We start from the raw sequence: 21,845 nt of genomic DNA, 5'->3' as shown, positions 1-21,845 counted from the left end.
TAAAAGCGACTTAGAACAAACTTAACTGATTTTGGTCTGGTAAATCTTCTAAACAACCATGATTATTTAAGTACTCGATAATTGTTTTAGATACTTTACCTCTTTGCTGGAGATCTTCCTTCGATAGGAAGTCTCCTTCTTCCCTTGCTTTTACGATATTCAGTGCCGCATTCGTCCCTAATCCTGGTATAGAGTTGAACGGCGGTATCAGTGTATTACCTTCAATAATAAAGTCACTTGCACTAGATTTATACAAATCAACTTTTTGGAAGCTATATCCTCTTTCATTCATTTCAAGTGCTAACTCCATTACAGTCAGTAAGTTCTTTTCTTTTGTAGAAGCGTCTAGTCCCTTCGCATTGATTTCTTCAATTTTCGCCCGAATTGCCTGTGAGCCTTTCACCATCGCATCTATATCAAAATCTTCTGCCCGAACGGTAAAATAAGCTGCATAATATAAAAGTGCATGATGAACTTTAAAGTAGGCAATACGTACCGCCATTAAGACATAGGCAGCCGCATGGGCTTTAGGGAACATATATTTAATCTTTAAGCAAGAGTCAATATACCACTCAGGTACTTCATTCTTCCTCATTTCCGCTTCCATCTCTTCTGTCAGCCCTTTTCCTTTTCGGACAGATTCCATGATTTTAAAAGCGAAGGCAGGTTCTAAGCCTTGATAAATTAAATACACCATAATATCATCACGGCATCCAATAACTTCACTTAACGTGCAAGTATTGTTATGAATTAACTCTTGTGCATTGCCGAGCCATACGTCCGTTCCATGTGAAAGACCTGAAATCTGAACAAGCTCAGAAAATGTAGTTGGTTTCGTGTCTTCTAGCATTTGCCGAACAAACCTTGTGCCAAACTCCGGGATACCAAATGTACCCGTTTTACTCATAATTTGCTCTTCTGTGACGCCTAACGATTCCGTTCCACTAAAAATCTTCATCACTTCTGGATCATCGGTTGGAATGGTCTTCGGATCAATCCCACTTAAATCTTGCAACATCCTAATAACAGTCGGATCATCATGACCAAGTATATCTAGCTTCAACACATTATCATGAATCGAATGGAAGTCAAAATGAGTTGTTTTCCATTCTGAATTACGGTCATCAGCCGGGAACTGGATAGGTGAAAAATCATAAATATCCATATAATCAGGAACAACAATGATGCCACCAGGATGTTGTCCAGTTGTTCGTTTTACACCGGTACAACCAGAAGCTAAACGATCAATTTCTGCACCTCGAATTTGGAGGTTGTTATCATTTTGGTACGCTTTGACATAACCGAAGGCCGTTTTATCTGCCACAGTACCGATCGTACCTGCCCGATACACATATTCTTCACCAAAAAGAACTTTTGTATAGTTATGGGCTTTTGGCTGATATTCTCCGGAAAAGTTCAGGTCAATATCGGGTACTTTATCGCCTTTAAACCCTAAGAAAGTTTCAAAAGGAATATCATGGCCATCTTTTCGATAATGCTGAGAACATTTTGGACAATCCTTATCAGGTAAATCAAAACCTGAACCAACTGAACCATCATCAAAAAACTCAGAGTGCTTACAATCTGGGCAGACGTAATGAGGTGGCAGCGGATTAACTTCTGTTATTTCCGTCATTGTCGCAACAAATGAGGAGCCTACCGAACCCCTTGATCCTACTAAGTAGCCGTCATTTAACGACTTTTTAACAAGTTTATGAGAAATCAAGTAAATAACAGCAAATCCATGTCCGATAATACTTTTTAATTCTTTCTCCAAACGAGCTTCTACGATTTTTGGAAGTTGTTCACCGTAAATACTTCTTGCCATACTATAGCTCATTTCGCGCATTTCTTCGTCTGCGCCTTCTATTTTTGGCGTATAGAGATCATCTTTTATTGGTTTAATTTCATCAATCATTTCAGCAATTTTATTCGTATTATCTACTACGATTTTTTTTGCTGTTTCTTTTCCTAAAAATGAAAAGCATTCAAGCATTTCATTGGTCGTGCGAAAATGCACATCAGGCAGTTCATGACGATTGAGCGGATTTGCCCCACCTTGAGAATTCACTAAGATTTTACGATAAATCTTATCATTCGGATTTAAGTAATGAACATTCCCTGTGGCCACAACTGGGATATTTAATTTTTCACCTAATTGCACAACGTTTGAAATGATTTCTTCGAGCGCCTTTTCATCGCGAACTAACTCTAATTCTAATAAATGAGCATAGACCTCTTTAGGGTGAACCTCTAGATAATCATAAAACGCAGCTATCTCTTCCACTTCATCAGGAGATTTTTGCATCATCCCTTCAAAAACTTCACCTTTGTCACATCCAGAACCAACAATAATACCTTCTCTATATTTCTGCAATACAGAACGAGGAATACGTGGCACACGATAAAAATAATTAATATGAGCAATCGAGACTAATTTAAAGAGATTCTTCAACCCTTCACTCGTTTGCGCTATTAATGTACAATGGGACGGTCTTGCCCTTTGGTAAGCATTTCCTTTACCCATATTATCATTAAATTGATCATGGTATTCAATACCTTTAGACATCGCATCTTTGAGCATTTTTATTAAAATATAACCTGTCGCTTCTGCATCGTAAATCGCCCGGTGATGTTGGGTTAGTTCAACATCAAACTTCTTAGCCAGTGTATTGAGGCGATGGTTTTTCATTTCTGGGTGTAAAAAACGCGCTAATTCAAGTGTATCTACAACAGGGTTCGTTGCTTTTCCAAGGCCTATTTTCTTATAACCTACATTTAAAAAGCCCATATCAAATGAAGCGTTATGTGCCACAAGCACACTATCGCCTGTCCATTCGTAAAAATCTTTTAAAACGTCAGCTACTTCCGGCGCATTCTCTACTAAATCATCCGTTATGCCCGTTAAATTAATAGTCGTAGCAGACAATGGATGATGGGGATTAGCAAAAGATTCAAAACGATCAATAATCTCGCCGTCATGAATTTTCACCGCTGCAAGCTCTATAATGGTGTCATAAACGGCAGATAACCCAGTCGTCTCTACGTCAAATACAACATACGTATCTTCAGCTACTCGTCGATGAGCATCATTATAAGCAATTGGTACACCATCATCGATTAAATTCGCTTCAACACCGTAAAGGATTTTAATACCATTTTTCTTACCGGCATTAAAAGCTTCCGGAAACGATTGAGCCACAGCATGGTCGGTAATCGCAATTGCCTTGTGTCCCCACTTCTTCGCTTGTGCAACAAGCGCACTAACCGAACTAACGGCATCCATTTGGCTCATTGGTGTATGAAGATGAAGTTCAACTCGCTTTTCATCTTCCTTTGCTGTGTCTTTTCTCTCAATTGGTTTGATTTCATTCAAATCATTACCAATCATCACTAAGTCTCTAACAAATGTATCATTTTGAATACTACCGCGAACTTTCAGCCACATGCCTTTTTGTACCATTTGAAAGAGTGCAGCATCTTCTTTATCTCGGGAAAACATTTTTACAAGTATCGAGCTTGTATAATCAGTAATTTTGAAAGTTAATAATGTCCGACCACTTCTAAGTTCTTTCGTTTCCGCATGAAAGACGTAACCTTCTATTGCTATTCTTCTCTCTTCATCAACGATATCAATTAGTTTGCGGAAGTCCGCATCATCTTTAATTGTTAGGCCGACCGTCAATGGTCCTTGTGGTATCGGTGTATCTGATTCTTGTTCTAATGCTTTCTTCTCCATTTCAATCGCTGCTTGCATGCCGCGTTCTTGATCTTCTTTTCTTTTTGCTTCTAAGAACCGCTCATATGCTTCATTGCTTTCGTCTGTTGACAATTCTGTTTCAATTTGAAATGGTGGAAAACCAAATGATTGAAAGCTATCAAGAATAAGTGGTACATACTTATTTTTAATGGACTGACTTTCCATATCATTACTCACGGTAACGATTAACTTATTTCCTTTCATTTTCGGCACTTGCTCATGAAGAAGCTTAAGCATCGGTGGTGAGATGCCTTCAATTTCTTTCATACAAAATGTCCAATAATCTTGAATTAAGCTCTCATCATATTGTTGATTCGTTACGGTAATAGAAAAAGAGGTTCGTGCAATATGAGAAAACTTATGGTGCAATTGAGCTGCAAATCTTTGAAGAACAGCTGCCGGTAAGATTTGTTCTAAATTAAAGGAAAAATGCCATCTTTTTTCCTTTTTTTGAATATATACTTTCATGATTTCAGCTTGTTCAAAATAATGAACAAAAGCATCTTCTGTTAATTCTAATTGTTGTAACAGGAGCTGAAAACGTTCTTTATTTCCTTTTATATCGCTCATTTCAGCCCTCCCCTTTCATAAACGTTCTATTTTTTTCAATCGGTCCCTATTATATCATAATTAAATACTAGATCTGATAAAGTAAAAATTACGGTAATTGTCAACTATTTTGTGGTAATGCACTTATTCCCCCGAGAAATGGAACTTTTAAATTTCAAAAGATCATTTAGTATTATGTAGAGGGTCATTCGTACGGAGATTTTATTCATAGACAATCAATTAGTTTTAACGAGATAAATAAAAAAACCGCCCCCTTTCTCACCTTTAACATTGGACGACTAATGGGGTCGGATCATTTTTAATATAGGAATGTTAGTTGTTATGCTAACTGACGATGAATAAATTGTGGTAATTCTTCCACCGATACTTCAAATTGCTCGCCTGTACTTCTTAATTTCACTTCAACGATGCCTTCATTTGCCTTTTTACCAACTGTAATTCGTAAAGGTAAACCGATTAAATCACTATCAGCAAATTTCACACCAGCTCGTTCAGCGCGATCATCCCATAAAATACGATACCCTAAATCTTTCAAAGTACCGTATACTCTTTCACTTAATTGCACTTGGTCTTCTTTTTTCATATTTAATGAAACAAGGTGAAGTTGATATGGTGCAATATTTTTCGGCCAAACAAGGCCATTTTCATCACTATGTTGTTCAGCAATAGCTGCCATTACACGAGAAACCCCGATGCCATAACATCCCATAATCATTGGTTGTGAACGGCCATTTTCATCGAGAATAGTCGCATCCATTGCTTCACTGTATCTCGTGCCAAGCTTAAATATATGACCAACTTCAATTCCTTTTGCAAAAAGAATATTTCCTTCTCCATCAGGTGATGGGTCTCCTTCTTGGATAAAGCGAACATCTGCATATTGTTCTACTGTAAAGTCGCGGTCTACATTTACATTAACATAGTGGTAGCCCGCTTCATTTGCACCGCAGACACCATTAACAATTGCACGGACGGCATGATCGGCAATTATCCGTACATTTGCACCAATCGGACCAATGGAACCAATTTCACAGCCAATAACTGATTTTGTCTCCTCGGCATCAGCCAATTCCACATCATTCGCAGCAAGTAGATTCTTTACTTTAATATCATTGACTTCATGATCACCACGAACAAGTAGTAATACATAATCTTCATCAACTTTAAATAGTAATGATTTTATGCATTTTTCTGCTGAGACATTTAAATAATCCACAATTTCAGCAATGCTTTTTTGATTCGTCGTACTAACTTTTTCAAGTTCTCTTAACTCTTCATTCGATTTTTCATATGTTGAAACTACCTGCGCCATTTCAATATTTGCTGCATATTGAGATGTATCAGAGTATGCAATCGTATCTTCTCCGATTTCAGATAGCACCATAAATTCATGAGTATCTTTACCACCCATTGCTCCAGAATCCGCAATAACAGCTCTAAAATTCAAACCTGCGCGAGAAAAAATATTGGAATAAGCTTGATAAAAATGGTCGTACATCTCATCTAAACTTTCTTGGCTTGAATGGAAGGAGTAACCGTCTTTCATAATAAATTCTCGACCTCTTAGCACACCAAAACGTGGACGCTTTTCATCACGAAATTTCGTTTGAATTTGATACAGAGCAAGAGGTAACCTTTTATATGATTTCACTTCATCACGCACAAGACTCGTCACAACCTCTTCATGTGTGGGTCCAAGAGCAAATTCACGCTCATGACGGTCTTTCATTCTCATTAATTCTGAACCATATGTATACCAGCGACCAGACTCCTGCCACAACTCTGCTTGCTGAAGTGCAGGCATAAGCATCTCTACTGCATTAATGGCTTCAAGCTCTTCTCTAATAATCGTTTCAATATTTTGTAACACTTTTCTTGCCATTGGTAAATAACTATAAATACCACTAGCATTTTGACGAATAAATCCTGCTCTTAATAAAAGTTGATGACTTTTAATTTCTGCATCAGCAGGGTTTTCCCTTAAAGTTGGAATTAATACCTGACTTTGTTTCATCTTTATCTATACACCTCTATTATTTATTTTCATTATCAAGGCTCAGAAACCATTTAGTTAAAACGGATCTCTGAGCCTCAGGTTTCATCTTCTTATAAAAAGAATCGCTGAATGTCATTCCATGTAACAACTAACATTAGCAGCATTAATAACGCAAAGCCAACAAAGTGAACCAGACCTTCTTTTTGTTTATCTATCGGTTTTCCTCTAACCCCTTCAATAGCAAAGAACATTAATCTTCCACCATCGAGAGCAGGAATAGGCAATAGATTCATAATACCTAAATTGATGCTTAAGACACCTGCCCACTTCATTAAATAAAATATACCTGATTGAGCAACTGTGTCAACTGAAACATAGATACCAACAGGACCTGAAAGGGCATCAATCGTAAATTCCCCGGAGATTAACTTTCCTAAAATAACAAAAATTTCTTTTGTCCACAATACGGTCTCTTCCGCACCATATACTACTGATTTTAATGGATTTTTTTCCATCGGACTATATACACCGATCACACCGATTGTCGGACCATCTTCTATTTCTTGCGATTTAGGTGTGACCGGAATTGTCATTTCTTCTCCATCGCGATCAATTTGAAATTCAAGCTCATTATTAGGGTTTTTCTGAATGATCTCTACAACATCTTGCCAACTTGAAATTTCTGCACCATCGACTGAATGAACAATGTCACCTTCTTTGAATCCAGCTTCAATCGCTGCACCATCTTTTGTTAATTCTCCTAGCATCGGCGCATTTGATGGCATCCCCTGTAATATAGCGATGATGACAAAAATAACAAAAGCCAATACAAAGTTCATCATCGGTCCAGCGAAAATGGCCATTGTTCGTTGCCCTAAAGTTTTGGAAGAAAATTGACGATCATAAGGAGCAATAAGCGTTTCTGTTCCATCTTCCACCAATACTGCTCGTCGATTCACTTTAAACGTTTCTAATTTTTCTTCTTCACCTTCAACATACCCTTTTAATATTAATTCATGTTCAATATCAGCATGTTCGACTTCGAGAATCCTTGCATCCGGATATTTATCTTTGTTATTCAAAATAATCTTCTGAACTTCATTTTGGTCGTTGAAAACTAATCCTACTCGGTAGCCTGCTTTCAATTCAACCATTTCAACATCTTCACCAGCCATGCGGACATAGCCACCTATCGGTAACAATCGGATCGTGTAAAGTGTATCATTTTTTGTAAATGAAAAAACTTTCGGTCCCATACCAATCGCGAACTCACGACATAGGATACCTGCTCGCTTCGCAAAGATTAAATGTCCAAGTTCATGGAAAAATACTAATGCCCCAAAAATGATAATAAAGGCTATTACTGTACTCAATTTTTAACCACCTTTTTTCTGAATCAAAAACGAATCAGCTTGATAAAAGCGAATAGATATAGGCTCTTGTTTCCTCATCTACTTCTTGTATGTCCGATAATGTCGGTGCTTTTACACAGGAATGTCTATTTAAAGCTTGTTCAATTAACTCCTCAATCTTTAAAAAGCTTATTTTCCCTTCTAAAAATGCTGCAACCGCTGCTTCATTAGCTGCATTTAAAACTGCAGGCATCGATCCACCTTCTTTTCCTGCCTGATAAGCAAGCGCTAAACAACGGAAGCGATCATAGTCCATTTCTTTAAAATGTAGCTGACCAATCTCGGCTAGATTTAATCGCTTATTCTTTAAAGGTAAACGGTCCGGGTAAGAAAGCGCGTATTGGATAGGAACCCTCATATCCGGTGTGCCTAATTGAGCGATCACACTACTATCATGGAATTCAACCATTGAATGAATGATGCTCTCGTTATGAAGGAGACAATCAATCTTATCGTATGGTAATGAGAATAACCAATGTGCTTCGATTACTTCTAAGCCTTTATTCATCATAGTTGCTGAATCAATTGTGATTTTTGCACCCATTGACCAGTTGGGATGATTTAATGCTTGTTCCACTGTTACTGCTTCTAAATCCCCTCTACTATAATCACGAAAAGATCCACCAGAAGCGGTTAAAATCAATCTGTCAATATTTTTTGCTTTCTCACCTTGTAAGGCTTGAAAAATCGCTGAATGCTCGCTATCAACAGGCAATAGATCCACACCATGGCTTTTCGCTGATTCCATGACTAAATGCCCTGCTGTTACTAATGTTTCCTTATTTGCAATAGCAATCGTCTTTCTTTCTTCAATTGCTTGTAATGTTGGTTCTAGCCCCACACGTCCTAAAACAGCATTTACTAATATATTTGCTTTGTTATACACTGCCACTTCAGTTAAACCGAGTTGTCCATATGTAAATGATATGCGTGGAAACTCAGCTTTAAGCATCTCCATTGAACTTTTTTCTAAGACAGAAACAAGCTCTGGATGAAATTCATTGATTACTTGACGGGCAAAGTTAATATTGTTACCTACTGAAAAAGCCACTAACTGAAATTCATCAGGATGCTGTCTAATGATATCTAACGTTTGTGTACCAATAGAACCTGATGCACCCATTAAACTAATCTTTTTCATTACTATCATCTCCTATTAAGAAAAGCGGAAGGCTTCTACCAAGCTATTACATGATGTATATACACTCTTCTTCGCCTAAAACAGCGCCTATATAGAATCGTCTCTTTGCTTACATGATAGATAAGATAATATACATCAATGGCCATACGAATAACAGGCTATCGAAACGATCAAGTATCCCACCATGACCAGGTAATATTCTACCTGAATCTTTTACTCCGTAATGTCTTTTGAAAGCTGATTCTGCCAAATCGCCTACTTGTCCAAAAACTGCTAATAAACATGTCATAAGAATGATGAGAACAGCTGGTTCACTAATATCAGTAAAAATTAAAAATAGACAAGCTACGACAACAGACGAAATCACGCCGCCAATACTACCCTCTATTGTTTTATTAGGACTAATATCTGGCCATAGCTTTCTTTTGCCAAATGCCTTTCCAAAAAAATACGCACCTGAATCAGAAGCCCAAATAATGAAGAGGCTAAAAAAGATCCATATTAGACCATTCTCCATTGCCCTTGTTTCTAAAAAGTAATGAAAACCAAAACCTATATAGATAGTAGAAATGAGCATAAAGGCCATATCATCATATGTAAAACGATTCTTAGTTAATACTGTATATGTAAGCAAAAGAAGTACACCAAGTATTAATATATCTGACTTTCCAAGCCCTGCTTGTATCATCCAAGCAAAAGAAAATTCTGAAGGAATCATTATCATCCATAATATAAATGTAGATATGAGTCCTGGAAGGGAAAATAGATTAAACCCTTTCATTCTTAATAATTCATATAGACCTACTGTTGCAAAAAAATAGGCAAGGAGCATCAATGGCCACCCACCAATAAATACTAGTGGCAAAAGAACTGCTCCAAAAATGATTGCTGTGATTACTCTTTCTTTCATTCATTTCAACACCTTTATTAAACTCCTCCAAAGCGCCTTTGACGCTTTTGGAATACTTCAACTGCTTCAACAAAATGTTCTTCTCCAAAGTCTGGCCATAAAACATCTGTAAACCAGAATTCAGCATAAGCCAGTTGCCATAACATAAAATTACTTAATCGAATTTCCCCACTTGTTCGTATAAGTAGGTCTGGATCGTTCAACTCACTTGTCATTAAGTACGATGAAAAAACTTCTTCTGTTAGCTTTTCTTCATCTATTATACCACTTTGTGCATCGATTAAGACGTTTTTAACTGCCTCAATAATTTCAGCTCGACTCCCATAATTCATAGCAAAATTTAACACTAACCCATCATTATGAGCAGTCGACTGAATCGCTTCGTCAATCGCTTTTAATGTCGCTGATGGTAAAATAGATTTATTGCCAATCATTTTCACTTGAACATTCTCTTCTATTAATTCAGGTAAAAACGTTTGCAGAAATTCGGATGGCAGCTTCATAAGAAAATCGACTTCCATTTTTGGCCTCTTCCAATTCTCAGTAGAGAAGGCGTATAATGTTAACGTTTTAACGCCGAGTTCATTGGCGAATCGAGTAATCTTTCTAACGACTTTTGCCCCTTCATGATGACCTGCAACACGTGGCAACGTTCTTTTTTTAGCCCAGCGACCATTACCATCCATAATGATGGCTACATGCTCTGGAATTGGTTGTGCTTTAATATTATCTATTCTTTCTTGAAGCTCTATTGAGTCATTATTATTTTTCCAAAGTTTCATTTTATCGAACATTTGAATACTCCTTTTAATAGGCTGATTTACCATTAAATAAGAAATACAATATATTTAATGGATAAGCACCCTTTTCCGTTCATACTACTTCGATGATTAAACGAGTGACGCTTTTGCCATTTCAGATATATTCATTATAGGCAGAATAAGTAAGCACATCAATAACTTTCCTACAATTGTGCTCCTCATTTTAAAGATTACCACAAAACGATGCAATAAGATATTTTTTTAAGATATTAATTAGAAAATATAAGATCGATTTCATAGATGGCCGTTTTGTTTTATCTGCCAACAAATTCTACCAGTTAAGATAAGAGTTCAATATTCTTCTACGCTACTGTTCTTTTCACTTTATTCAAAAATACGAAATGTAAGAATCGGTCCATTATAGAAAAAGCCCCCTATTTATCATAGAGGGCTTCGCCTACAATCGAAAAAGTATGTCTTATATAAGGTAAATAAGATTATACTTCTAAAATTTCTTTTTCTTTATCTTTTGTTAATTCATCAATTTTCTTGATAAACTCATCTGTTGCTTTTTGAATATCATCTGAATAACCACGTTGATCATCTTCAGTGATTTCACCATTTTTTTCTAGTTTTTTTAGATCATCATTACCGTCTCTTCTAATATTACGGATGCCTACTTTTGCTTCTTCCGCTTCCTTTTTCACAACTTTTACAAGTTCCTTACGGCGCTCCTCAGTTAGTTGTGGAATAGATAAACGAATCAAGTTTCCATCGCTTGTTGGAGTAAGTCCTAAATCTGATTTCAAGATTGCCTTTTCAATGTCACCTAATACAGATTTATCATAGGGTTGAATGACTAATAAACGTGCTTCTGGTACAGATACACCAGCTAATTGGTTAATAGGTGTTGGTGCACCATAGTAATCTACTGTTATTCTATCTAATATAGAAGAATTAGCTTTCCCAGCTCGAATACCGGCTAATTCGCGTGAGTAAGATTGTGTTGCTTTTGTCATACGTTCTTTTACATTAGCTATGATATTTTTTGGCATTTAGTTTTTCCCCCTTACGATTGTACCGATTGGCTCGCCTAATACAGCTCGATTGATATTTCCTTTTTCCATAATAGAAAAGACAATCAGTGGAATATTATTATCCATGCAAAGTGATGATGCAGTTGAATCCATTACGGCTAATCCTTCTTTAATAACGTCTAAATAGGATAGTTCATCGTATTTCTTTGCATTTTTATCGATTCGTGGATCAGCAGAGTATACACCGTCAACATTATTTTTTGCCATTAAGATCACTTCAGCATCAATTTCAGCTGCCCTTAATGCTGCTGTTGTATCTGTTGAGAAATAAGGGTTTCCTGTGCCTGCAGCGAAAATAACGACCCTTTTCTTTTCCAAGTGACGAATGGCTTTTCTACGGATATATGGCTCAGCAACTTGTCTCATTTCAATTGATGTTTGGACTCTTGTTTCAATTCCAAGTTGTTCTAAACTATCTTGAAGCGCTAAGGAGTTCATTACCGTTGCAAGCATTCCCATATAATCTGCATTAGCACGTTCCATGCCCATCTCTTCACCAATCTTACCACGCCAAATATTGCCGCCACCAACAACGACAGCTACTTCAACATCTAGCTCAGCTAAGTCTTTCACTTGCTGCGCGACTGATTTAATTACCGATGGATTAATGCCGAAACCTTGTTCTCCAGCTAATGCTTCACCACTTAATTTTAAAACAACTCTTTTATACTTAGGGTCGCTCATAAGAACCTCCATAATGAATAGTAAGCAATAGTTTTTATGAAGAAAAGCTTTTGCTTAAAATTTCAAATTACATTTATTCTAACAAACAGGGAACACACAGTGTTCCCTACAAAATTCATCTACTATGTGTAGATTATTTATTATTTTTTCACTTGGCTCATTACTTCTTCTGCAAAATTATCTTCGCGTTTTTCGATACCTTCTCCTACTTCGTAACGTACGAATTCGCTAATTTTACCGCCTTTAGAAGCAACAAATTTACCAACTTTTTCATCTGGGTTTTTAACAAATGATTGATCGTTTACACAAACTTCTTCGAAGTATTTACCTAAGCGACCTTCAACCATTTTCTCAACGATTTTTTCTGGTTTACCTTCGTTAAGTGCTTGTTGAGTAAGAACTTGACGCTCATGTTCAACTTCTTCTTGTGAAACTTCATCACGAGAGATATATTTAGGATTTAAAGCTGCAATGTGCATAGATACGTCTTTTGCTGCTTCTTCATCAGTTGTACCTTCAAGAACTGTAAGTACACCAATGCGGCCACCCATGTGTAGGTATGCGCCAAAAGCATCGTTATCTGTTTTTGTTTTAATTTCAAAACGACGTAATGATAGTTTCTCACCAATTTTTGAAATAGCTGTATTGATATGAGATTCAACTGTGTTACCATTTGTCATAGACCCTTGAAGAGCTTCTTCAAGTGACGCAGGTTTTGCACTTAACAAGTGCTCTCCTAATTCTTTAACAAGTGTTTGGAAACCTTCGTTTTTAGCAACGAAGTCTGTTTCAGCATTTACTTCAAGAATAACTGCTTCATTTCCTTCTACTTTAATAGAAGTTAAACCTTCAGCAGCGATACGATCGCCTTTCTTCGCAGCTTTTGCAATACCTTTTTCACGAAGAAAGTCAATTGCTTTTTCCATATCTCCGTCTACTTCTTGAAGTGCTTTTTTACAATCCATCATTCCAGCACCTGTTTTTTCACGTAATTCTTTTACCATTTGTGCAGTAATTGCCATTATGGAATCCTCCTTATTGAATATGTAAATGTCGTAAACGAACATTCAGCATGTTTTTTTATTACATTATCTTTTCCAACTATTGCGTGTGCCAATCGTTCTCTTTGCATTTGCAGGTAATAAATACGTCATTCTTTTTAAAAAAAGGTGATAAAGGGTGCTCCCTATTATCACCTTTTCAAAATAACGCATTTCATAGCAATTATGCAGTCGTTACTTCTTCACCTTGTTTAGCTTCTAAAATTGCATCCGCCATTTTACCAGTTAAAAGTTTAACGGCACGAATTGCATCGTCATTTGCAGGGATTACTACATCGATTTCATCTGGATCACAGTTCGTATCAACAATACCAACGATTGGAATGTTTAATTTATGCGCTTCTGCAACTGCAATGCGCTCTTTACGAGGATCAATGATGAATAAAGCATCAGGAAGAGCTTTCATATCTTTGATTCCGCCTAAGAATTTTTCTAAACGTTCTTGCTCTTTTCTTAATTGAACAACTTCTTTTTTAGGAAGTACTTCAAAAGTGCCATCTTCAGACATTCTTTCGATATCTTTAAGACGTGCAATACGCTTTTGGATTGTTTCAAAGTTTGTTAATGTACCACCTAACCAACGTTGGTTTACATAGTACATACCAGAACGAATCGCTTCTTCTTTAACAGAATCTTGCGCTTGTTTTTTAGTACCAACGAAAAGAACTGTTCCGCCTTCACCAGCTAGTTCTTTAACGAAATTATAAGCTTCTTCTACCTTCTTAACTGTTTTTTGAAGGTCGATAATGTAGATGCCGTTACGCTCAGTGAAAATGTATTTTTTCATTTTTGGGTTCCAACGGCGAGTTTGGTGTCCGAAATGTACACCAGCTTCAAGCAATTGCTTCATAGAAATTACTGACATGGATGTTTCCTCCTAATGGTTTTTATTTTCCTCCGCTCATATCATCTTTAACTAGAAACTGTATTGACAGCACCAACTAGTTAAATCAATAAGCGTGTGTATTAACACCGTTTTATAATATAGCATAACTCCAGTAAGTAAGCAAGACTTATCATCATTCCATAGAAAATTTCAATAAAAGTTCTACTTCCTTTTTTCCTTTATTCATGTATTTTGCAATTTCTTCAACGGAGTTCCCTTGATGATAAAGCTCCTGAATAGAAGAATGGGTAGTCGCTTCATTTTCTTCTCTTTGATGATCAATAGGAGTATCCTTATTGGCTTGATTAGCTTGATAAATAGATGCAGCCTTCTTTTTAGCTGTTGTTGCTGGATAGCGTTTATTCAACTCTTGTGGATTTGCCTCCGTTTGTAGGTTAGATTCGTTATTTACCGGAGATAATGTATTTCTTTGTTGGATTTGCTTTAAAAAGGCTTCATTCTCTTCACGCATTTCCGTTAGGTATATCGCTAATAATTGATCCATTTGTTCTATATTATTTTTTTGTTCTTTTTCTAAAGAAACAAAACGGTTTTGCCGTAAATAAAGGAGAAGAATCGCAGTTATTGCGAGTATATTCAATATAAGACTTATGATAAGGAAGAAAACAATCATTATTTATCCCCTTTTTTATAAACTATAAGTGACTCTCTGCTTTTTAATTTTCGATAGGTGATACTACAAATTCTGATTGATTAAAATGAATGGTCACATGCGCATTCGGCTTTTTAAATAACTTGGCGTACTTTCCTTTTTTTATCTTCGTTTGTGGGTAAAGATCTCCAAGAATTTTGATAGCTAGCTTTTTCTTTTGTAAGGAGTGGTGGCTTTCTATCTCTTGTTTCTTTTTCGTCAGATTTAAAATTTCTTGGTCGATATGTTTCTTAGTCTTTTTATGCTTTACTGCCAACGGATGTCCCTGCTGATCCTCCTGCAATTTATACTCAATTGAGACTAACTTTTGTTTGACGATATTTAATTCAGCAAGTTTGGTCGAGATTTCTCCTAGCTTTTCTTGTAGTGAATGATCCTCTTCTTTTAATTCAATTTCAGTATATGTATAATGGTGATTGCCAATATCTTTGACAATCAATTCACCATATGTTGATAAATGCCCCCCGATGACAGATGCATTATTTGCAAAAATATGTTCCTTGGCAACTACTACACTATGAAGGATAGAACGCTCTATATAAATATTACTTGCCGATTCTACCGCAGCTTGATTTAAAAAAGTGGCTCTAATACTGCCTTGAGCCTGAATTTTACCATATTGATTCCCCAAGACTCCACCTTCAATATAAATATAGCCTTGTGCCTCTAATTTGGCGTTTTCAACAGTTCCTTCTACTCTTATATTACCTGTTGCGGCAATATGGCTCCCTGTTAAGACATTCCCTTTTACAACCACATGGCCATCAAATTTTATGATCCCTTTTCCAGGATGATAATCACCATCTATTACTTGTATCGGCAAAACAGATAAGGTGTCTTTTGACAGTAAGACTTCACCATTAATTAAAGAATAATATTGTCCATGATGAAAAATGACATTTTCCCCTGGGGTGATATGTAATTCTCTCCCATCCATACTGTTCACTCTGCGTCCATGTACATCGATTCCGTCCGTCCCAGGTGTAGCTGGAAAAATGGTTGCGACCACCTCACCGTTTGTTACTGTCAGCATATGCCGATGGATGTCAGTAAGCTTCTCTCGCTTCTCACTATGCAAATTTAACTTTTCCTTTACTAAATAAGCATCTCTTCCAGCGATTGGTTTCTCGCCCTTTGCAATTTCGATTGGGTAAGTGTAGGCTTGAGGGTCTTCGACGATTTTCGCGATTAGTGCATGGTCAAGTCCATATGTAATATTCGCCTTAAGAATACTATTTTCTATTACTTTTTTAATATCATCATTTTGTATCTCACTTGCCTTTAGGTGCAACATAGCAGTTAACCTATCAGGTGATACAGTAATGATTTGCCCTCTTACCATAGAAAAACCCTCCTTCAAAGAACATTAGACGATTTTTTCTAATGTTTTCTTTAACTTTTGAATTGCCTTTGAATGAATTTGTGAAATTCTAGATGTAGAAAGCTGCATAACTTCCCCAATTTCTGTTAATGTCAGTTCTTCTTTATAAAATAAACTAACCACTAATTGTTCCTTTTCGTTTAATTGCTTAATTTGGGACGTTAATTCTTCAATTATTTCATTTTTCACAAGCTGCTTTTCTGGTAATATCGCTCTTTCATCTTGAAGAACAAATGAATAATCATCGTAGTCATAGTCACTCGGTTTTTCATCAATAGATAATAAGTTGGCTATGTATTGTTCATTTAAAGTAGCATATACTTCCTTTGTTGATAATTGCACTTCAAGAGCAATTTCTTCAACTGTGACATTACGCATATAGGCCTGTTCTAGTCTTTCAATCGCCGCTTCCACTTTTTTTGTTCTTTCTCGCGAGCTTCTAGAAAGCCAATCTTCTTTTCTTAGCCCATCTAAGATGGCGCCTCTTACTCTGAAGGATGCATACGTATCAAATTTAAGGTCTCGATTGGGATCGTATTTTTCTAGTGCATCAAATAAACCCATCATGCCTAAACTTTTCAATTCATCCCTTGACACGTTTTTAGGGAGACCCGCTGCAATTCTCTGTACATGATAACTCACTAGTGGCATATATCTTTTAACGAGAAAATTACCCGCATCCTGATTTCGTGAACATACCCATTCATCCCAAGCTTTTTCTTCTGAAACTTGTAGCATTGATTGAATCTGGCTAAATACATGATTTAAACCAGATACTCACCTCCTCTAACAAATATTTATATATATGTGACTCCTTGATTAACCGTCTTAACCATCATCTTGCCATTCTCTGGGTTGAACTCAATCGTTCGTCCGCAATGACCGCCTACATCTTTACCTGTCACTTCAACTTGCAAGCTTTTTAGTATTCGTTCTGTAGTGGCAATGTTTCTTTCGCCAATACGGATCACATCTTGGCCAGATGAAAATTTAAACATATGAGCCCCACCTGCAAACTTAGCCATGATGGAAATACGATGCGCTCCACTTTTAATTAATTCATCGTACAAATGCTTAATACCTGAATCAGCAAACTTGGCGGGGTTAAATACCTGTGATTTTGCTAAGGATGAGTCAGGGAGCATAATATGAACCAAACCTGCTATTTTCTTTTTTTGATCATAAAGTACGACACCTACGCAAGAACCTAAACCTGACGTCCGGATTAACTGAGGTGCCTGAACAATATGATAGTCAGCTATCCCAACTTTCACGACTTCACTTGTATTCATTATATTTGTCCGTCACATCTCTTTAAGATTTCAGATAACGAGTGATTATCGAGAAAGATCAATAAGCGACAAAGCTCTTGTTTCGATTCTTCAACAATCTCCATACTCGTTTGCATAACTAATAACTCGTCAAAATCGTATGATTGTGTAATACACGCATCACTGATTAGTGCAGCTGACATATCGATACTAATAGCAGGAAGCGAACAAAAAAGAGGTTCTCCAAAAAAATCACCAAGTGCTGAAGCGTAAGCGCCTGTTAACATATTCATTAATTCTGCTAATGCAGATTGTTCCATGTGATCGTATAGACTACTAAACTTTTCATTTTGACTTTGTAGCAAATCTGCTATCCACCGTTCTACATTTTGATGAGACATTAATAATAATAGTTGGCTTGAAAGAGAGCCTGAGACTTGCGATAGGCCCCCAACCGTTACGTTCTCGTCATTACCGTTTGCTTCGACTACCTCTTGATAGCTATATATATGAACCGAGGGAACATGCATATTTACTTTTTTATCCAACAAAAAAGAAAGGGCTGTTGCTGCATTACCTGCACCAATATTTGCTACTTCTTTTAACATATCTATAAATTTTGGGAGATGGTGTCGTTCATTAATAGAATAAGAATGCGCCATTAAATTTCTACATTCTCCTCTATATTTAATACTTTAGCTAAGTCAATCAAAATAAGAATTTGTTGATTCATTTTGGCGACAGCTTTTATATAATCAAACGACTCTGTTCCCACCACTTCAGGCGGGGGCTCTAATTGTGATGTGGCAACATCTATCACATCATTCGCTGTATCAACAATTAGCCCCACTTCCTTTTCACCTTTTTTCGTAATAATAATTCGAGTATGTTGGGAATATGGGTGTTCGGGTAAATTAAATCTCGTACGCAAATCGACAATTGGCAGTATAACGCCACGCAGATTAATGACCCCTTTAATATATTTTTCTGTACCTGGCACTCTCGTAATATGTTCTATTTTTTCTATTGAGAGTACATCAGCAACAGGTACCCCATATTCTTTATCACCAAGCTGAAATACAATTAATTGAACAGTATGTTGTTTATTTTCCACAGTCCAATCACCATCTTCCTATTATTTTATCAACTCATTGCAATCAATAATTAACGCTACTTGTCCATCCCCTAATATTGTCGCACCCGATATAGCAAAAACATTCGTTAAATAATCACCTAATGATTTTAGGACAATCTCTTGTTGTCCGATAAAAGAACTCACGATTAATGCAGCAAGCTTGTCTCCTTTTCGAACGATAACTACTGAAAGCGTCTCTGGTATTTCTTCACTTACATCGTTCACTTCAAAGATAGATTGTAAGGAAACGAGCGGAACAACTTTACCTCTAAAGTCGATTACTTGCTGATTATGTGTTTTCATAATGTCAGCTTTTTTTATAATGGCTGTTTCAATAATTGACGATAAAGGAATAGCATATTTTTCATTTTCTACTTCTACTAACATAGCGGAAATAATCGAAAGGGTTAAGGGTAATTGAATGGAGAAAGTTGAGCCGTAGCCTTCATTAGACTGAATCGTCACATATCCGCCTAATGATTCAATTATACTTTTAACAACATCTAAACCGACACCTCTGCCCGAAACATCGGAAATTTCCTTAGCTGTAGAAAAACCTGATGAAAAAATAAGCTGATAAATTTCTTGATCTTCCATAGAAGCAATCTCTTCTTCTTTAATGATCCCTTTAGCAATGGCTTTTCGACACACATTATCCTTATTTATTCCCGCTCCATCATCCGTTATCTCTATGAATATATGATTTCCGCTATGATAAGCTTTCAAGATAATTGTTCCTTGTTGTGGCTTACCTTTCGCTAAACGCTCCTCCGGCTTTTCAATTCCATGATCCATTGCATTTCTAATCAAATGAACGAGTGGATCACCAATCTCATCAATGACGGTTCGATCTAATTCTGTTTGGGCACCAATAATCTCTAAGTTAACAGATTTATGCAAATCCTTTGCTAGTTGCCTAACCATTTTGGGGAAACGATTAAAGACGGTATCAATTGGAACCATCCTCATATTGAGAATGATATTTTGCAAATCACCGGAAATACGAGACATATGTTCAACCGTTTCTTGTAACCCTTGATGGTCTAAATCTTGCGAAATTTGTAGTAAGCGTCCTCTATCAATCACTAATTCCTCAAATAAATTCATCAAGATATCTAAGCGTTCAATGTTTACTCTTATTGTTTTCGTGCCATGTTTGCTTTGCTGTTTGAATGATGAAGTCTGTTGCTGCGTTACTTCAACCTCTTTTTTTGTAGGCAACGAGGTTTCTTCTACAGCTACAGCCACTTCTTCACTCGCTTGAGACAAATCTATCGCTATGATTTCAACCGCGTCAATTTCAGATATCTTCAACAGCTCTATTTCAATCTCTTCTTTTGTGTTAGAGGAGAGAATGGTTACTGTAAACTCAAAGTCAAATTGTTCCTCTTCAAGAGCAGTTGCTTGTGGGTGCGATTTAATGATTTCCCCATTTTTCTCTAATGTTTCAAAAACCATAAATACTCGAACCGCTTTTAATAAACAATCTTTATGTAATTGCACCGTCACTTCAAAGGGCTGATAATCGGTATCTTTTGATTGACTTAATACCGTCCACTCATAATCATCATAGGTCAGCTTTCCAACTTGCACAGTTTCCGGTGCATTTCCAATTTCAAGCGGTTGGTTGCTATCCAAGCTTTGCAATTGTTTCACAACAGTCTCTACATTCAATTGTCCATTCCCACCATTGGCAATAGATTCTACCATTTCTTCTAAATAATCAGCTGCTAAAAATAATACATCAAGTACTTGTGAAGAAACAGCTAATTTCTCATTCCGAATAAGATCTAACACATTCTCCATTTGGTGAGTTAATTGGGCTAGATCATTAAACTCCATTGTAGCTGACATGCCTTTTAAAGTATGAGCAGAGCGAAAAATCTCATTAACAATGAATAAATCCTCTGGACTTTGCTCTAATTTAAGAAGCAAATCATTACAGTTTTGTAAATGTTCTTTACTTTCTTCAATAAAAAGATCTAAATATTGGTTCATTTCCATCTAAAGACACCTCCATTAAACATACTTCAAGATTGTAGATGAGACATTTTGTAACTCTACCACTTCATCAGCTAATCCATTATCAACGATCGCTTTTGGCATTCCGTAAACGATGGCTGTTTCTTTCGATTCGGCAATAATTGTTGTTTTCGTTTTCTCTTTTAACTTTTGTGCTCCCTTTTTTCCATCTACGCCCATTCCAGTCAATACGACAGCTAATTGTCTATAGCCCTGCAATTCACTAAATGAAGCAAATAGCACATCAGCAGACGGACAATGCCCCACTTTTTTCTCCGGTGGTATTAAATGAGCGAAAAGAAAACTGCCTTTTTGATTTATAGTAAAATGAAAGCCGCCTTTTGCAATATAAGCAACACCTCTCTCCAACCTTTCCCCATCTTCTACTTCTTTCACCGTAATATGAGTCATTTGATTCAAACGGTTTGCTAAAGATTGGGTGAAAAACGGAGGCATATGTTGGACAATGAGTATTGTTGCATTTATATCTTGTGGAAAACTTTGTAAAATAGATTGAATGGCTCTTGGCCCTCCTGTTGATGCGGCAATTGTAACGAGTAAAGGTTTCTTCTCACTTGATACAAAATACTCACTTTCTAGTTCTATATTACTATAATTTTCGGATGTTTTTATGGTTTTGCGAGGTTTATTTATAGGACTAATTAACGATTTCATATTTGTTTGTCGTGCTATTTTCACTTTTTCTATTAAATCATGCTTGATTTTATATAAATCCAATGAAATCGGACCTGATGGCTTTTCTATAAAATCAAATGCACCATATTTAAATGCTAAAATCGTATGATCTGTACTTACTTTTGCAGCACTAGATAACATGATAACTGGTAGAGGTTTATTGGCCATTATTTTTTGCAACGCCTCAAGTCCGTTCATAATAGGCATTTCAATATCTAAAGTCACGACATCTGGCTGTTTTTGAATCACTTCACGGACGCCCTCTTCACCATTCCTCGCCACACCTATTACTTCTATTAGTGGATCTCCAGATAAAAAATCAGTAATTAGTTTTCTCATAAATGCTGAGTCATCAATGACAACTACCTTAATCTTATCCTTACTCACAC

18 protein-coding genes are annotated in these 21,845 nt (G+C 36.5%); all 18 read right to left on the bottom strand.

The genetic code is table 11. The features are described 5' to 3' along the window. Positions 1–10: 10 nt before the first annotated feature. Positions 11–4,330, bottom strand: coding sequence for a PolC-type DNA polymerase III (locus tag MHH73_RS09720; protein WP_191812163.1), 4,320 nt, complete (start codon positions 4,328–4,330; stop codon positions 11–13). 319 nt (positions 4,331–4,649) lie between these two features. After that, positions 4,650–6,344: a proline--tRNA ligase gene (locus MHH73_RS09715; RefSeq protein WP_191812165.1), complete on the bottom strand. Its 1,695-nt coding sequence runs from the start codon at positions 6,342–6,344 to the stop codon at positions 4,650–4,652. Between the two features lie 92 nt (positions 6,345–6,436). Beyond that, entirely contained in the window at positions 6,437–7,699 is a 1,263-nt protein-coding gene (rseP, locus tag MHH73_RS09710) for an RIP metalloprotease RseP (RefSeq protein WP_191812168.1), read from the bottom strand. A 34-nt stretch (positions 7,700–7,733) separates the two neighbouring features. Continuing rightward, on the bottom strand, positions 7,734–8,879 hold the full coding sequence (gene dxr, locus MHH73_RS09705; RefSeq protein WP_191812170.1) for a 1-deoxy-D-xylulose-5-phosphate reductoisomerase: 1,146 nt from the start codon (positions 8,877–8,879) through the stop codon (positions 7,734–7,736). 109 nt (positions 8,880–8,988) lie between these two features. Then, positions 8,989–9,789, bottom strand: coding sequence for a phosphatidate cytidylyltransferase (locus tag MHH73_RS09700; RefSeq protein WP_191812173.1), 801 nt, complete (start codon positions 9,787–9,789; stop codon positions 8,989–8,991). A gap of 17 nt (positions 9,790–9,806) precedes the next feature. Further along, the gene (locus MHH73_RS09695; RefSeq protein WP_191812175.1) at positions 9,807–10,583 is read right to left on the bottom strand and encodes an isoprenyl transferase; all 777 of its coding nucleotides are present in this window, start codon (positions 10,581–10,583) and stop codon (positions 9,807–9,809) included. Between the two features lie 464 nt (positions 10,584–11,047). Beyond that, positions 11,048–11,605 carry a ribosome recycling factor gene (gene frr / locus MHH73_RS09690; RefSeq protein WP_191812178.1) on the bottom strand — a complete coding sequence of 186 codons (558 nt, stop codon included), beginning with the start codon at positions 11,603–11,605 and terminating at the stop codon, positions 11,048–11,050. Beyond that, the gene (gene pyrH, locus MHH73_RS09685) at positions 11,606–12,331 is read right to left on the bottom strand and encodes a UMP kinase (protein ID WP_095369502.1); all 726 of its coding nucleotides are present in this window, start codon (positions 12,329–12,331) and stop codon (positions 11,606–11,608) included. Positions 12,332–12,471: 140 nt separating this feature from the next. Further along, positions 12,472–13,353, bottom strand: a complete 882-nt coding sequence (gene tsf, locus MHH73_RS09680; protein WP_191812180.1) for a translation elongation factor Ts — start codon at positions 13,351–13,353, stop codon at positions 12,472–12,474. Positions 13,354–13,555: 202 nt separating this feature from the next. After that, on the bottom strand, positions 13,556–14,257 hold the full coding sequence (gene rpsB, locus MHH73_RS09675) for a 30S ribosomal protein S2 (RefSeq protein WP_095369504.1): 702 nt from the start codon (positions 14,255–14,257) through the stop codon (positions 13,556–13,558). A 154-nt stretch (positions 14,258–14,411) separates the two neighbouring features. Next, positions 14,412–14,912: a DUF6115 domain-containing protein gene (locus tag MHH73_RS09670; RefSeq protein ID WP_191812181.1), complete on the bottom strand. Its 501-nt coding sequence runs from the start codon at positions 14,910–14,912 to the stop codon at positions 14,412–14,414. A 43-nt stretch (positions 14,913–14,955) separates the two neighbouring features. Further along, on the bottom strand, positions 14,956–16,293 hold the full coding sequence (locus tag MHH73_RS09665; RefSeq protein ID WP_191812183.1) for a DUF342 domain-containing protein: 1,338 nt from the start codon (positions 16,291–16,293) through the stop codon (positions 14,956–14,958). Positions 16,294–16,317: 24 nt separating this feature from the next. After that, the gene (locus tag MHH73_RS09660; protein WP_191812185.1) at positions 16,318–17,070 is read right to left on the bottom strand and encodes a FliA/WhiG family RNA polymerase sigma factor; all 753 of its coding nucleotides are present in this window, start codon (positions 17,068–17,070) and stop codon (positions 16,318–16,320) included. Between the two features lie 59 nt (positions 17,071–17,129). Then, positions 17,130–17,624, bottom strand: a complete 495-nt coding sequence (locus tag MHH73_RS09655) for a chemotaxis protein CheD (protein ID WP_191812187.1) — start codon at positions 17,622–17,624, stop codon at positions 17,130–17,132. After that, positions 17,624–18,265, bottom strand: coding sequence for a chemotaxis protein CheC (locus tag MHH73_RS09650; protein WP_191812189.1), 642 nt, complete (start codon positions 18,263–18,265; stop codon positions 17,624–17,626). Before MHH73_RS09650 ends, MHH73_RS09655 begins: the two co-directional genes overlap by 1 nt. Beyond that, entirely contained in the window at positions 18,265–18,717 is a 453-nt protein-coding gene (locus MHH73_RS09645) for a chemotaxis protein CheW (RefSeq protein ID WP_191812191.1), read from the bottom strand. The genes MHH73_RS09650 and MHH73_RS09645 overlap by 1 nt, the downstream gene beginning before the upstream one ends. A gap of 21 nt (positions 18,718–18,738) precedes the next feature. Continuing rightward, entirely contained in the window at positions 18,739–20,742 is a 2,004-nt protein-coding gene (locus MHH73_RS09640) for a chemotaxis protein CheA (protein ID WP_191812193.1), read from the bottom strand. 15 nt (positions 20,743–20,757) lie between these two features. After that, entirely contained in the window at positions 20,758–21,843 is a 1,086-nt protein-coding gene (locus MHH73_RS09635; protein WP_318245453.1) for a protein-glutamate methylesterase/protein-glutamine glutaminase, read from the bottom strand. Between the last annotated feature and the right edge of the window lie 2 nt (positions 21,844–21,845).

This window comes from Cytobacillus sp. FSL K6-0265, from assembly GCF_038003465.1.
In the GTDB taxonomy this organism is placed as follows: domain Bacteria; phylum Bacillota; class Bacilli; order Bacillales; family Cytobacillaceae; genus Cytobacillus; species Cytobacillus stercorigallinarum.
Note: the sequence above shows the minus strand (reverse complement) of the source record. Positions and strands in the feature narration are given on the sequence as shown.

Excerpts from the sequence above, each read along its gene's own strand:
- tsf (WP_191812180.1), bottom strand. The coding sequence starts at position 13,353 with ATGGCAATTACTGCACAAATGGTAAAAGAATTACGTGAAAAAACAGGT.
- MHH73_RS09650 (WP_191812189.1), bottom strand. The coding sequence starts at position 18,265 with ATGGCGCATTCTTATTCTATTAATGAACGACACCATCTCCCAAAATTT.
- MHH73_RS09670 (WP_191812181.1), bottom strand. The coding sequence starts at position 14,912 with ATGATTGTTTTCTTCCTTATCATAAGTCTTATATTGAATATACTCGCA.
- MHH73_RS09715 (WP_191812165.1), bottom strand. The coding sequence starts at position 6,344 with ATGAAACAAAGTCAGGTATTAATTCCAACTTTAAGGGAAAACCCTGCT.
- MHH73_RS09700 (WP_191812173.1), bottom strand. The coding sequence starts at position 9,789 with ATGAAAGAAAGAGTAATCACAGCAATCATTTTTGGAGCAGTTCTTTTG.
- MHH73_RS09720 (WP_191812163.1), bottom strand. The coding sequence starts at position 4,330 with ATGAGCGATATAAAAGGAAATAAAGAACGTTTTCAGCTCCTGTTACAA.
- pyrH (WP_095369502.1), bottom strand. The coding sequence starts at position 12,331 with ATGAGCGACCCTAAGTATAAAAGAGTTGTTTTAAAATTAAGTGGTGAA.
- dxr (WP_191812170.1), bottom strand. The coding sequence starts at position 8,879 with ATGAAAAAGATTAGTTTAATGGGTGCATCAGGTTCTATTGGTACACAA.
- MHH73_RS09655 (WP_191812187.1), bottom strand. The coding sequence starts at position 17,624 with ATGAATACAAGTGAAGTCGTGAAAGTTGGGATAGCTGACTATCATATT.
- MHH73_RS09660 (WP_191812185.1), bottom strand. The coding sequence starts at position 17,070 with ATGCTACAAGTTTCAGAAGAAAAAGCTTGGGATGAATGGGTATGTTCA.
- frr (WP_191812178.1), bottom strand. The coding sequence starts at position 11,605 with ATGCCAAAAAATATCATAGCTAATGTAAAAGAACGTATGACAAAAGCA.
- MHH73_RS09640 (WP_191812193.1), bottom strand. The coding sequence starts at position 20,742 with ATGGAAATGAACCAATATTTAGATCTTTTTATTGAAGAAAGTAAAGAA.
- MHH73_RS09665 (WP_191812183.1), bottom strand. The coding sequence starts at position 16,293 with ATGGTAAGAGGGCAAATCATTACTGTATCACCTGATAGGTTAACTGCT.
- rpsB (WP_095369504.1), bottom strand. The coding sequence starts at position 14,257 with ATGTCAGTAATTTCTATGAAGCAATTGCTTGAAGCTGGTGTACATTTC.
- MHH73_RS09695 (WP_191812175.1), bottom strand. The coding sequence starts at position 10,583 with ATGTTCGATAAAATGAAACTTTGGAAAAATAATAATGACTCAATAGAG.